The sequence below is a fragment of the Gracilinema caldarium DSM 7334 genome, assembly GCF_000219725.1.
Classification (GTDB): Bacteria; Spirochaetota; Spirochaetia; order Treponematales; family Breznakiellaceae; genus Gracilinema; species Gracilinema caldarium.
In genome coordinates, this window is record NC_015732.1 from 693,436 (window position 1) to 707,235 (window position 13,800).

Sequence of the window (13,800 nt, forward strand, 5' to 3'; positions counted from 1 at the left end):
ATATTATGCAGGAGTGTATGGAAGAAATGAGTCTGGATAAAAAAATCATAGAAAACAATGCAATTAATATTGCAAATACTATGATTGCTGTAAACCCTATTGGCTCCTTAAAATGGAACTATGAGACAGGTTTGTTGTTATTAGCTATTTGGCATATTGGCAAAACATTTAATAAGCCTACATTTAATGAGTATGTTAGACAACAAATAGATTGCTTAATTGATAACGAAGGAATTATCAATGGTTATAAAAAAGACGAGTTTAATCTTGACCAAATTAATTCTGGTAAGATTGTTCTTGAATTATTTATTGAATCACATGACAATCGATATGAAAAGGCATGTATAACACTTATCAATCAATTACATGAACATCCTGTAACTGAATCCGGTGGATATTGGCATAAAAAAATATATCCTTATCAAATTTGGTTAGATGGTTTATATATGTATGGGCCATTTGTTGCTCGTTGGGGACAAATAACTGGCGATGAAGGCTGTATTGCTAAAGTGTGTAAGAACCTAATTGATATTAAGAATAAGACCTATGACATGAAAAATGGTTTATTGCGACATGCTTGGGATGAAAAACGATTTCAGCTATGGGCAGATTCAGTCACCGGCCAATCTCCATATGTTTGGGGAAGAGCTCTGGGCTGGTATTGTATGGCTTTGGCTGATGTTTTAGAAGTAATAGGTCGAACGAATGCCTATTATACAGAGTTAATAAAAATATTCCAAGAATTATGTAGGAATATTATAACATTTCAAGATCCAAAAACGAAACTTTGGTACCAAATTCTTGATCTTGTAGAAAGAGAGGGGAATTATTTAGAAACATCATGTTCTGCCATGTTTAGTTATGTTATCGCAAAGGGAATACGGTTAGGTATGCTTGATGAAACCTTGTATATAAAGCATGCAGAAGATGCATTTTTAGCGTTGTCTACTAATAGGATTCGAAAGGATAATCAAGGCTTTAGCCATCTTGAGGGTATCTGTAAAGTTGCAGGTCTTGGCGGTACTCCTTACCGAGATGGTTCCTTTTCTTATTATATCAGTGAGCCTGTAGTTGCAGACGATTTTAAAGGTGTAGGGCCTTATTTATTAGCCGCCTGTGAACTAGCAAAACTATAATAATTAACTCCAGGGAACAATTAATATGTAAATTAACAATTCTTTTTTAATGGAAGTTCCCTGGAGATGCAATTATTATGTTATTGAAGAGTGCAATCAATGATGTTCGATTCTAAAAGATAGGGCTCTCTCATTTCATTTACTGTAGTGGGGAAGATAACTTTTGTTTGGTTAATTATAATACCGTTTATATTTCGTAATCGGACACCCCTTCCTGAGGCTTTAGGTAAACCACGATACATAGCTGCAAGTTCAGTAGTCTGAATGTTGATATCATCTAAAATGAACTTGCATTCAGAAATGTATAAATTTTTAATTGGCTGTTCTGGAAGGCCGACTATAAATGCTGCTGCGGCTCTACAATGTTCTGCGATCAGATGAGAAATATAAATATTTTGAATCTTAGGTGTAGTTGCTGAAAGAGGTTGAGGATCTAGACTGAATATTGGTGAAGATGATTTTGGTCCGCCGGGACCATAATAGCAATTTACTACAAGGGGGCATAAAATATTTTTCATATAACAATGCTCTAGTCTTATATTTTCGATAACACCCCCTCTTCCTCGTCGAGTTTTAATTCGAAGGCCCCTATCTGTCTCTTCCATACTACAATTGGTAATTTTGATATTATTTATACCACCTGCGGTTTCACTGCCAATTACAACCCCACCATGACCATTTTTCATAGTACAACTATCTATTAGTATATTTTCTGTAGGTCTATTAATTCGAATACCATCTTCACCTGAACCAGATTTAAGACCAAGGCAGTCATCTCCTACATCAAAAGTACAATTTTGAATTGTAATAGATGAACAAGAATCGATATTGAGTCCATCAGTATTAGGAGCTTCTTTCGGATTAATAAAATGTACACCGGTTATAGTACAATCAGAACAGAATGCAAAATGGGTGTTCCAAAAAGGTGAATTCTGTAGTGTTACATTTTGCAGTGTTATGTTTTTACAATTAAGAAATTGTATTAAGGGCGGACGGAGAAATTGTAGTTCCCTTCCACCGCCACCAGAAGGTTGATTTCTATAATCTTTATTAAGATCTGCCAGTTGTAATTCATATGGATATTTAGGATGCGTTCTTTTCTCAGCTTTGGCTTGCCATAGACTGTTCCACCATGGTTCACCGTTTCCATCAATATGACCAGATCCTGCAATGGTAATATTCTCAGCCTTGGATGCAAATATAAGAGGGTGCATTGCCCAACATTCTACACCTTCCCAACGGGTCCATACAGGTTTGTATAAACTAAAGTCTGCATTAAATGTAAGTGTAGCATTTTCCTCTATGTATAAATGTATATTCGAATAGAGTTGCAGTGGCCCTGAAAAGAAAACACCTGAAGTTAATTTTAATATTCCACCACCGACGGATGTAAGTTTTTTTATAGCGGATCTTAATAGGATGGAATCATCCTGTATTATATTACCTGTAGTACAATTTTGATGTCCCTGTAGTACAATTTCCATATAACATCCTTATAATGAATTTTTAAAAAATAATAAAGAAAACATCTTAAAATTAAACGGAAACCTTTTGAACAATTCCGTTATATTTGTACGAGCTTCTGAACAATAAAGAAATATGTCGGAATTGTCCAAAAAACTTTCGGAATATTTTTATAATTTAGTATATTATTATAGTTACTGATTTTATAGCAAGGAGTGATATAGAGAAATATGAGTAATATGAGTCCATTGGCTAAACATCGAGGCATAAGCAAACAACTGCGTCGATATATGCCAATATACCTGCTGATGCTTCTTCCTATCCTTTATTTTCTATTATTTAGATATGGTCCCATTGTTAATGGTCAGATTGCTTTTAAAAATTATATGGCTCTTGATGGTGTTTGGGGAAGTAAGTGGGTAGGATTTGACAATTTTAAGGCCTTTTTTAATTCTTTTTATTTTTGGGAATTATTGCGAAATACAATTTTTTATAGTTTTGGTAAACTGATTGTTGGAGTACCTGTTGCAATTATTCTTTCTATTATGATTTATGAAACGAACCACCCAAAACTAGGTAAAATTGTACAAACCTTATCATATCTTCCTCACTTTCTGTCATGGGTTATTGTTTATGGGATTCTATTAGTTCTGCTTGCGCCGGGCGATGGTATTGTAAATGATATTATTAAATATTTGGGTGGTCAACCAATAGATTTTCTTACAAATACAAAGTATTTCCCATGGATTGTCATATTTTCTGATGCATGGAAAGAAATGGGTTGGAGTGCCATTATTTTTATTGCTGCATTAATGGCAATAGACCCTACATTATTTGAGGCTGCTGCTGTCGAAGGAGTCTCTGCTTTTCAGCGTATTAGGTATATTACTATACCAATTATTTCTCCTGTTATTATTACAGTTGTAATCTTAAGATTGGGAACTGTTTTGGATGCAGGTTTTAACCAAATATTTATGTTGTATTCAGTCCCTGTGTATAGCGTTGCTGATATTATTGATACCTGGGTTTATCGTCAGGGCTTACTTGAATTTAGGTTTGGACTAGCAACTGCAGTAGGATTATTTAAAGGAGTAATTGGTATGTGTATGGTGATACTGGCAAATAATTTAGTAAAGAAAATATCAGATTCTGCAATGTTTTAAAAAGGAGCCTTTTACAAGATGCCAGCAATGAAACATAAAATTAGATTGACAACAAATGACATGATATTTTATGGGATAATCGATGTATTTATAGTATTTTTATTGTTAATTGTGGCTATCCCATTATGGAGCACTATTACATTGTCTTTTAGACCTAATTATTTTATTGGATCTAATTTGGAAGGAATGTTTCTGCCCCCCTGGAAATGGTCTACCGCAGCATATCATGCATTGCTTGGGAATAGAGGATTTCTGTTAGCTTTTAGTAATAGTTTTAAAATATTATTATTTGGCGTAATCACAGCATTGTTTTTTACTGTTCCCATGGCTTATGGTCTTTCAATTCGGCAATTACCAGGCATTAAAATATTTAACATCATGGTTCTCATTCCGTATCTCTTTAATGTTGGATTAATTCCGACCTATCTGGTTGTTACAAAAGTTGGATTGACTAATAAACTTGCTGCTGTGTTCTTACCTGTTGCTGTAAGTACGTATAATTTGATTATTATGAAAAAATTTTTTGAAGGTATTCCTGAAGACTTGAAAGAATCTGCTCGAATTGATGGTGCATCAGAATTAACAATACTTTTACGTATTATATTACCTCTCTCTAAACCAATATTGTTAACCATAGGATTATATTATGGGGTATCCTTCTGGAATGATTTTCTTCACGCGTTAATTTATCTAAATGATGCGAAATTACAACCATTACCGATTTTGTTACGTAATATTTTATTAGCAAGTGGTATGAATGAGTTTTTGGAAGTAAATGCCTTTGGCGAAGCTTCTATACATTCAATAAAAGCTGCAAGTGTTTTCTTGGCCGCTATGCCAATGGTATTTGCCTATCCATTTATTCAGAAGTTCTTTACCAAGGGGACACTCCTTGGAAGTTTAAAAGGATAACCGTTTTAAGGAGGTAGATATGAAACGGATCTTATCAGTAATGTTTTGTTTGCTTCTCCTCAGTGCATCAGTTCTTGATGTATTTGCGGAAGGTCAGAGTGATGGGAAGGGATCAGCAGCCTCAAGTAGTGGACCAATTTCTATTGAACTTTGGTACGGAGCTGCTGTTACCGAAGCAGGGCCGCCTCCTGCTGATTGGGAAGCTTTAAAAATAATCAAGGAAAAGCTTAATATTGATTTAAAGCTCACTGCTTTACCAAGTAGTACCAGTGATCAGGATGTCAAAATCAATACTGCAGCCGCAGCCAATGCATTACCAGATTTGTTCATGGTGAGTCGTGATGTTTGGACTAATCTGATTAAACAGGGCCTTGTTGCACCAGTAGATGATTTGTACCCTTTAATGCCTAATCGGACAAAACTGCATTATGATGAAGATAGTAGAGCCTTTACAACGGTAAATGGAAAATCTTATGGCCTCGCAGATCCTGGTTCAATAGCAAAAAATGAAGGTCTTCTTATCCGTAAAGACTGGATGGAAAAATTAGGACTAAAGATACCGACAACTACAGAAGAATTATTTCAAGTAATGAAAGCCTTTACACTTAATGATCCGGACGGTAATGGTAAAAATGATACCTATGGTTTTGGTGCATTTATCGAAACCTATAATTATGAAGAAGGTTTAGGCCGCCGCTTTGATCCTATTTTTGGAGCTTTTGGCGTTGCTGGAACATGGAATCTTTCTGCGAAGAATCCTGGTCTCAATGTTCGCCGTCCAGAGTATTATGATGCCCTTAGTTATGTTCGAAGAATGGTGGATGAAAAGGTTATAGATCCAAACTGGGTCAGCTATAAAAAAGATGATTTCCGGGCAGCATGGAAACAGGGCCGCTTTGGAATTATGAGAGAACAGAATGCAGCCTTTGCATCAGAATCAAACTATACACCTTTCGACAAAAATTTCCCGAATGGTGAATGGATTGTAGTAGATCCTCCAAAAGGGCCAAAGGGATATCAAGCTGTTGGGGTATATACTCAAAGCTATCGTATTTATGCGATTTCAGCTAAAGCAATGAAAGCTGGTAAAGGACCTGCGATAGCAAAATTGTTAGAATGGATGGCTTCAGATGAAGGATACTATTTGTTAGGTTGGGGAAAAGAAGGAGTAAATTATATAATAGGTCCGGATGGTGTACCTACAGTCAATGGAATTCCTGATCCTTCAAAAGGTTTCAGTAAACCAGAGATTCAGCCTCTTACTCAGCTACGAAATATGGTATTTTATAATAGTGATGTGGAATTAAAATCTCGTTATCCTACATATAAAGCACCTTATTCTGGAAAAACTATGAGTGCATTAACTGTATTACGTGACATGCAAAAGAGACCTTGGGTAAATGGTGTTGGATCTGATACGTTACCACCACCCTCTGCAGACTTGAAACGTTTTTATGAACAGGGTGTTGTCGAATTTGCAATTGGTGCCCGTCAGTTGACTCAAGAAAACTGGAAAGCCTGGCTTGCAGAATTCGATAAACTTGGCGGCCTTGAGTGGGAAAAGGCTGGAATTGAAACTGCAAAGGCTAAAGGACTTTTAAAATAATGATAATATAATATCATATTATAATAAAAGGAGCAGAGTGTATTGCTCTGCTCCTTTTTTATTTTTAAGCAGAAAGGCCAAATAGATATTAGTGATAATTTTTGAAAAGTAAAATAATACCTATATGAACATGCTTATATACTAAACATTTAAAGTATATCTTTATCATGTATTTTCTCATTAAGATTGCTTATAAGCTTATAAATAGTACGTTTTTGTTAAAAAATATAACTGCCTAATACTATTACATGGAATTATAATAAGCTAACTAAACTTATGGAGGATGCTCTTATGGTTAAAAAATTTGTAATAATTATAGGTCTTGCATTATTTTTATCAATTCCTGTTATGTCACAGGTTATTATCAGTGCTAATGATTTAAACAATGAGCAAGTAACTAATGTAAAAATAGTTGGTGATGTTAAAATATTAGCAAAACCTGATAAAGCTGTTTCAATAGAGGCTATGGATGTTCCTCGAGAATCGGTTGATGGTGAAGTATTCAACAATCGAATTAAATTGAACGGATCAGGAACCTTAGAATATAGAGCAATAGTTCTTAATTTAACAAAGAAGGGGCAATTAACTGTTTACTGTAATAGTAGCAGCAAGACAGATACGAGAATATTAGTATTAGTTAATGCGGTTGATGGTAATATAGTAAGTGAAGGCAATGCAGAACCTGATTTGGGAACAAAAGCTGGTATGTGTCATTTTAATGTGCCCAATGCTGGATTATTTTTGCTTTACTCAAAAAGTGGTGGAATTAATATATATCAAATTAATCAAAAGACAGAATAGTCAAAAAGAATATTAAGGCAGATTTATATGAAAAGATTTTGGTTTGTAGTGTTATTATTGGTTCATACAATAGCAGTAATTATAGCTGATGAAAATAGATTGGAATGGAAAGATGTTGCTAATCCACGTATTATTTCTATACAAGTAAATAAAGATAATCCCAAAAATATTGTTGTTAATTATGAAATGGATTTAAGTTTTAATGGAGCGGATCGTGCATCGATATATATGATTAATGAACAAGGATTAATACTACAAACTAAAATAATGGGAAAAACGAATCGTCCCATAAAATCAGTAGAATTTACACCTGTATCTAGTGGTATATATAAATTTTATGTTGAAGCAACTCGAGTAGGTGAGAATGAGAATAAACGTTCGTTAGATGCAATTTACCAATATGAACTACCATTTCAATCGCCAGCATTGAAAATATTAAATAATAAGAATGGAAGTGTTTTATTGCGATGGGATACTATTCCAGAAATAGAGTTATATGAAATAAGTTATCGACTAGTACAAGAATCAAGCGATTTAAGAAATAATAGTAAAAGTGAAATAATACAGCTTAATGCATCAGGAAATAGTATGGAGTATTTAATTAAAAATTTAAATGTTGGAAGTAAGTATGCTTTTTCCTTGAATCTTATTAAAAATAGTAAAATAGTACTTACAAAAGAAGTCCAAAAAACTGTACGAGATATACAAGAGCGAGAATGGTATTTTACTTGGTTTGGTCAATCAACAAAATCAGATGTAAATACTTTTAAAATGATTGATGAAGATTCCTTTAAATTTAGCCTATTTTCATGTACTGTAAATTCTGAATCTGGTCAGATAGATCAAAAAGGCGGTAAATTTACAACATTTCATGATGGAATTTCTTTTTATTATACAAAAACAAACGCAAATACAGAAAATTTTGAATTATCAGCAACCTTTATTGTTGATTATATAAATCCACAACCTGATGGTCAGGAAGGCTTTGGTTTGTTGGCTTTAGATAGTCTAGGGGAATATGGTAATAATAGCTCAAATCATTATACTAATTCGGCAGGTGTTATTGCAACAAAATTTGAAGAAGTTATAAATGGAGTAAAGAAAACAAGTAAAGATACTTTAGGTGCCCGATTCGTTACCGGATTAACGAGACAAATCATTGAATCAGGTGATTCTGGAATTGCCCAAAATGGTAGAAGTGCTTCTTATGCTTTTAGTTATGATCAGTCAGATTTGATTAAAAAAGGTGATTCTTATAGACTTACCTTAAAAAAAGATAATACTGGATACCATGCAATATATAAAAAACAGTATCCAGGTGAAACGGATATAACTGAATATATTTTATATGATCCAAAGAAATTACAAGTACTAGATACAAATACTATTTATGTTGGTTTTGCGGTAGCACGGGGTTGTAATGTTACTATTCAGGATGTTGATTTTAAAATTACAAATGTGGCAGAAGATCCTCCGGGTTTAGTTGAACCACCAGAAATTATTCCATTAATTGCAAAGGTAGATTCACCTTCAACTTATACCGAACCTTTATATCCTTTTATATTTAATGCAAATGCAAATGGTCGTTTAACAGTAAAAGATAGAAAGGGTAATGCATTAATAAAAGATGCAATAATACAAGCTAATCAAGACTATATTAAAAATATCACACTGTTAAAAGGTAATAATGATTTTATTGTCGAATTTATACCTGATAAAACATTTAAACCAGGTGATAATAAAGTCATGGGCCGTTATGATAATGAAAAAAAAGCTCTGGTTGAAAGTTACTTACCCTATTATATCAATCATTCTGTCTTGTATCATTATTATCAAGGTGATACCCTATTTGTGAGCACAATGGGAACACCTTTTGGGAAAGGAACAAAGGATAGCCCATTAGATCTTTCTACAGCACTCTATTTCGTACGCCCTGGTCAAACGATATTATTAGCAGGTGGTGTATATTATCCCACATCAACTATAACAATCGAAAGAGGAAATAATGGTACAAATCGACAATATAAAATCTTTCGTTCTGTTAATGGAGAACGCGCTATAATCGATTTTAGTAGAAGTAATGCAAAGGCCAGTGGATTTATGTTATCAGGTGATTATTGGATTATTGACAGTATAGATATAAGGAATACTCCAGGAGATGTCAAAGGTTTACAGGTCGCAGGAAATAATAATATTATCCGATTTGTAAAGACCTATCAATGTGGTGATACGGGTCTACAAATAAGTGGTTTCAGTACAGAAAAAAGTGATAAATGGCCGAAATATAACCAAATTATCAGTTGCGAATCTTATGATAACAAGGATCCTGCGTCTAATAATGCAGACGGTTTTGCTGCTAAACTTACAGTAGGAAAAGGTAATATTTTTAAATATTGTATAGCTCACCATAATATTGATGATGGATGGGACCTGTTTTCTAAAATTGAAACAGGTCCAATAAGTCCAGTAGTAATAGAAAATTGTGTTTCTTATAAAAATGGCTCATTGTCAGATGGAAGTGGTAATGGGGACGGTAATGGTTTTAAAATGGGTGGAGATGGTATAGCTGTTCCGCACATACTTCGGAATAGTATAGCTTATTGTAATGGAACAAGTGGAATTACGAGTAATTCTAATCCAGCAATTATCATTGAAAACTGTACAGCCTATGCAAATAAGGGTGCTAATATTAATTTATATGGGAAAGGTGATAGTATACGATCATTTATTGTTAAGAATAGTATTTCATTACAAGGTGGTATAAGTGATGTTTATCGTGAAATGCCTGAAATAGAAAGTAGGACTAATTTCCTCTGGAATGGTGCTATGGCGAAGAATAGTGAAGGTCAACAAATTAACCTAGATATTTTTACTACAGTGGATTGTACATTAAATCCAGAGATTCAAAAAGATGGAAAAATCAATATAAAAGGTTTATTTCAGATAAATAAAAAAGAATTACAAGGTTTGGGCGCTCAATTTTAATAATCTCTATACTTTAAAAATATTTCAGCGCTGGTAATGCTTCTGCTTTAGCATTACCAGTGCTAAAATACTATAAACTCAATAGTGATTGAAAATGAAACAGTGTTTTGAAAAAGTCTGAATAATCAAAAAATTAAACTGCAAAATATACAAAAAGCATCACATCATAAATATGTAGTTATCACACTACACAGATCATCTACTGATCTGAAATCACAGTACAAACACAAAGGGGATTTGTATGAAAAAGATTGTATCCTTAGTACTATTACTCAGTATTTCTGTAGGTACAATAGTTTTTGCTCAGACACCAAAACTATCGTTGTATGCTCGAACAAGTGGAAGTCTTGGTACTATTGATTTAGATGAGAGTGAAAATAATAAAAGTATGAACTTAGGTGTCAGTAATACGGATACCTTTGGTATAGAAATTACTGATAAAATGGCAGGTGCAAAGGTGTCCTTAAAAGGAAGTGATTTTATTGATTCAAGTAATGGAGGCACAATTGTAGTAGATGATTATTATGGTTGGATGAAGTTTGGTGATATAAAACTCACTGCTGGCGAATGGGATCATCGTTATGCCAATAGAGTGACCAGTGATTCAAGCAACTTTGGTGGTTTGTGGGATTTGAAATATGGTGTTATAACAAGAAAAGCTGGGAACGAGGGGGATATTACTGTTGCAGTTACTCAAGAAACAGATAACCTGACACCATGGGAAGTTGAATTTGCTGCAGATTATATTAAAGATGCACTTACATTGAGTTTTTCCACTGGTAACACGAATGATACATCTACTTATCCAAATTATAAAAATTATATGGTAAAAGATTATTTTGGTGTTCGTGGTGGATATAAAATAAAAGATATGGGTGATGTGAATGCTTCCTTTGTAATGAATGGCGAAAATATAGGTAATTTCGGTTTCTTTGTAAGCCCTATTATTGTAAAGGACCTAACACTTACGGTTGGTTATTCTGGAAATTATAACTTTAAAACATCTTCACAGAATATGCATGCTGCAGAAATGAGGGCTCGATATGTTGTTATGAATAATATTTCTATAACCACTCATAACAACATCTCCTTTGCAGATAAATATATGATTATCTATGATATGTTAAATGTATCATATAAAATCAATGATACTTTTGTTCCCTGTTTTATGATTGCTAATAGTAATTTTTCCGGTGATAATCTAGCTTGGAATGGAAATGTATTCACCATTCGACCTGGTATTACTTTAAACGCACAGAAAGGTGCTGCTATCGATATTGGTATGCGTTATAAATTAACCGATCCAAAAAGTGGTGATACTACCAAGATACTAGATTTCCCAGTTGTTTTCAGAATTAAGTTTTAATTTGATTTAAAAACAGCAAGAGCCTTTTTCATTGGGGTTGTATATCATCTATAGATATACAGCCCCTCATGTATTATGATATGGTTATATAAGTATGATACGATTTGGTTGTAGAGCCCATGATTTTGGTAAAAAAGCACCTGAAGAATTAGCCCAAGATATAGCTAAAACCGGTGTGGAATGTGTGCAGCTGGCTCTTTCAAAAGCTTTACCAGAATCACCAGCAAGTCCTGGCATAACAGATGTTCCCGCAATTGTTTCAGCCTTTAATTCGCAGAATTTACAAATAGCAGTACTTGGCTGTTATATTAATCCGGTACATCCGGATCTTAATGAGCGAACAAAAGCCCTCGCTCGTTTCGAAGATCATCTAGCCTGGGCACCCAATATGGGTTGTGCTATCGTAGGAACAGAAACCGGTTCAGTTCAACCTGATTGTTCCTATCATCCTGAAACCTTATCTGATGCAACATTTAAACAATTAGTTATTTCAATCACTCGGTTGGTCCGGTATGCTGAAAACATTGGGCCTGTGATTGTAGGAATTGAACCAGTCGCTGAAAAACATACAATCCAATCCCCAGCTTTAGTGAAACGACTTCTAGATGAAATAGATTCCCCAGCCCTCGGTGTTATTTTTGATCCCGTGAATCTAGTTCCCGAAACAGGAATTCGTTTACAGGATGCATTTTTAGATGAATGCTTTGAATCTTTTGGTTCAAAAATTATTGCCATCCATGCTAAAGATTATATCCTTTGTGAAGGATCCTGTGGCCCAGTCAAGTCCAAATCGTTACCAGCAGGTACTGGAGAGCTTGACTGGGCTGGAGTCTTCAGGCGTATGAAAAGGTTTAAACTCGAAGGCCTTCCAGTTTTAATAGAAGATATTGATCCAAGATTTATTGCGAAGACAAGAGCCTATTTGCAAAAGCTTTGGGATGACACCTGCTAAGCATGTATAATTTCAACATGGTGAGATGTTAACTATACCTTATACTATTCTTGTAGCAACATTACTTACACAATAGAAAATAACCATATTGATGAACCCATGGTACCAGTGGCAGACTGTATTGTCTGTGCTGCCGGCGCATCCCGACGTAAACATATGCCCACTGGGAGATGAACGAAGAACCATGGCTCGTCGATGCCGCAGTTTTCTCCGCTCTGAATGCTGGCTGCAGAGTCCTGCTTGTTACGGGTTTCCGGGGCGATGAACTGGAATTCCGCTATACCCAATGGCCTGGTGTGCTTGTAGTCCGAAATGAGAACTGATACAGAGTCCATGGTTTTTTATCGTTCATGGAGACATGCCCCTGATCCAGGCTGGCTGGTATACAAAACAGCTTCATAGAATGACCGAAAATAACATCAAGACTTCCATTCCCATCACAATACGGCCTGTGTATAGATCCCTTGTAGACCGAATATAGGAGCAGGAGCAGGCTCTACAAGCTTCCAGCTCTATCCAGGGACGCCACCTGCAGGTACAGCGGGTTATCCCTGGACACCCGGTGCTTTTCTCAGCCACTACCATTCCGCTCATCGCACAAGCTCCTCAAGGCGATTCCCTTACATCAGTATTTGCCGGGTGCTAGGTTATTACTATTGAAACTGAGGATGAATTGGTTATACAGGATATTGATACGCTGGAATCGTACATCAGAGCCCTTATATCTGTGGCACCTTATGAAACGAATACCACGCTCCTTTGTCCAGCAACGCAGAAAGCTCGACAGTATCCCGATGAAGTAGCCAGATGTAACCGTTCAGCCCGCCTTATAACCGGAATGCAGGGTTTAGGTAAGACAACCCTGCTGCACCGTACAACCTTTCATCAACTCATCAGACTTTTACAAAAGGAGGATCTGCACACAAGCCTCTTTATCATGATTTCTCAAGTACAAACCTTGCGCGGCCCCGATGGGAAGGCCCTTGGTTTTACTGTAGAAACGTTTTATCATGAACCTTCGAGAAACCTTTCCTTTTTTTCACAGCCCCTTTGTACAACTGAGGAAACTGCAGCTCTTAGTAATTCTGTCAAACTTGGTCGATATGTCTTCTTTCCCGAAGTTTTTACAAAGCTTAGCACCTGGTTAGCTATGGAGTTTTCAAATCAGTATACTAATCTGTATCTCTTTATCGATGAACTGGGTATACTGGAACTTAACAAGCAGCAAGGATTATGGCCACTTTTTGAACGTATAGCTCTAAACCAATTTGAGGGTCTTGAATCAATCGAACTTGTCTGTACGGTGCGCCAGGACCGGTGTACTATGCTTAAAACCTATTTACAAAAACACGGATATAAGGTGACCATAACCGAACTGAGCTGAGAAACCCTTTTACATCTGACAGCCTATATGG

11 protein-coding genes are annotated in these 13,800 nt (G+C 35.3%); 10 read left to right on the forward strand and 1 reads right to left on the reverse strand.

Annotated elements, in window-relative coordinates:
- Positions 1 to 17: 17 nt before the first annotated feature.
- A complete protein-coding gene (locus tag SPICA_RS03200; protein ID WP_041396130.1) occupies positions 18 to 1,136 on the forward strand; it encodes a glycoside hydrolase family 88/105 protein in 1,119 nt (372 codons plus the stop codon).
- An 80-nt stretch (positions 1,137 to 1,216) separates the two neighbouring features.
- On the opposite strand, the gene SPICA_RS03205 is transcribed toward SPICA_RS03200, so the two are convergent.
- Positions 1,217 to 2,620: a glycoside hydrolase family 28 protein gene (locus SPICA_RS03205; RefSeq protein ID WP_013968100.1), complete on the reverse strand. Its 1,404-nt coding sequence runs from the start codon at positions 2,618 to 2,620 to the stop codon at positions 1,217 to 1,219.
- 210 nt (positions 2,621 to 2,830) lie between these two features.
- Between SPICA_RS03205 and SPICA_RS03210 the strand changes: the two genes are divergently transcribed.
- From SPICA_RS03210 to SPICA_RS03245, 9 genes are all read left to right on the forward strand, one after another.
- Positions 2,831 to 3,763 carry an ABC transporter permease gene (locus SPICA_RS03210; protein ID WP_013968101.1) on the forward strand — a complete coding sequence of 311 codons (933 nt, stop codon included), beginning with the start codon at positions 2,831 to 2,833 and terminating at the stop codon, positions 3,761 to 3,763.
- 18 nt (positions 3,764 to 3,781) lie between these two features.
- Positions 3,782 to 4,675, forward strand: a complete 894-nt coding sequence (locus SPICA_RS03215; protein ID WP_013968102.1) for a carbohydrate ABC transporter permease — start codon at positions 3,782 to 3,784, stop codon at positions 4,673 to 4,675.
- A 19-nt stretch (positions 4,676 to 4,694) separates the two neighbouring features.
- The gene (locus SPICA_RS03220) at positions 4,695 to 6,281 is read left to right on the forward strand and encodes an extracellular solute-binding protein (RefSeq protein WP_013968103.1); all 1,587 of its coding nucleotides are present in this window, start codon (positions 4,695 to 4,697) and stop codon (positions 6,279 to 6,281) included.
- 291 nt (positions 6,282 to 6,572) lie between these two features.
- On the forward strand, positions 6,573 to 7,082 hold the full coding sequence (locus SPICA_RS03225) for a hypothetical protein (RefSeq protein WP_013968104.1): 510 nt from the start codon (positions 6,573 to 6,575) through the stop codon (positions 7,080 to 7,082).
- 27 nt (positions 7,083 to 7,109) lie between these two features.
- A complete protein-coding gene (locus tag SPICA_RS03230) occupies positions 7,110 to 10,067 on the forward strand; it encodes a right-handed parallel beta-helix repeat-containing protein (protein ID WP_013968105.1) in 2,958 nt (985 codons plus the stop codon).
- A gap of 241 nt (positions 10,068 to 10,308) precedes the next feature.
- The gene (locus SPICA_RS03235) at positions 10,309 to 11,433 is read left to right on the forward strand and encodes a hypothetical protein (protein WP_013968106.1); all 1,125 of its coding nucleotides are present in this window, start codon (positions 10,309 to 10,311) and stop codon (positions 11,431 to 11,433) included.
- 94 nt (positions 11,434 to 11,527) lie between these two features.
- Complete coding sequence (locus SPICA_RS03240) at positions 11,528 to 12,385, forward strand: sugar phosphate isomerase/epimerase family protein (RefSeq protein WP_013968107.1); 858 nt, start codon at positions 11,528 to 11,530, stop codon at positions 12,383 to 12,385.
- 170 nt (positions 12,386 to 12,555) lie between these two features.
- The gene (locus SPICA_RS15400; RefSeq protein WP_156789616.1) at positions 12,556 to 12,708 is read left to right on the forward strand and encodes a hypothetical protein; all 153 of its coding nucleotides are present in this window, start codon (positions 12,556 to 12,558) and stop codon (positions 12,706 to 12,708) included.
- 350 nt (positions 12,709 to 13,058) lie between these two features.
- On the forward strand, positions 13,059 to 13,769 hold the full coding sequence (locus SPICA_RS03245; RefSeq protein ID WP_013968108.1) for a nucleoside-triphosphatase: 711 nt from the start codon (positions 13,059 to 13,061) through the stop codon (positions 13,767 to 13,769).
- The last annotated feature ends 31 nt before the right edge of the window (positions 13,770 to 13,800 follow it).

Bases quoted from the DNA above. Each gene is read 5' to 3' on its own strand.
- SPICA_RS03200 (WP_041396130.1), top strand. From the start codon at position 18: ATGGAAGAAATGAGTCTGGATAAAAAAATCATAGAAAACAATGCAATT.
- SPICA_RS03205 (WP_013968100.1), bottom strand. From the start codon at position 2,620: ATGGAAATTGTACTACAGGGACATCAAAATTGTACTACAGGTAATATA.
- SPICA_RS03210 (WP_013968101.1), top strand. From the start codon at position 2,831: ATGAGTAATATGAGTCCATTGGCTAAACATCGAGGCATAAGCAAACAA.
- SPICA_RS03215 (WP_013968102.1), top strand. From the start codon at position 3,782: ATGCCAGCAATGAAACATAAAATTAGATTGACAACAAATGACATGATA.
- SPICA_RS03220 (WP_013968103.1), top strand. From the start codon at position 4,695: ATGAAACGGATCTTATCAGTAATGTTTTGTTTGCTTCTCCTCAGTGCA.
- SPICA_RS03225 (WP_013968104.1), top strand. From the start codon at position 6,573: ATGGTTAAAAAATTTGTAATAATTATAGGTCTTGCATTATTTTTATCA.
- SPICA_RS03230 (WP_013968105.1), top strand. From the start codon at position 7,110: ATGAAAAGATTTTGGTTTGTAGTGTTATTATTGGTTCATACAATAGCA.
- SPICA_RS03235 (WP_013968106.1), top strand. From the start codon at position 10,309: ATGAAAAAGATTGTATCCTTAGTACTATTACTCAGTATTTCTGTAGGT.
- SPICA_RS03240 (WP_013968107.1), top strand. From the start codon at position 11,528: ATGATACGATTTGGTTGTAGAGCCCATGATTTTGGTAAAAAAGCACCT.
- SPICA_RS15400 (WP_156789616.1), top strand. From the start codon at position 12,556: ATGAACGAAGAACCATGGCTCGTCGATGCCGCAGTTTTCTCCGCTCTG.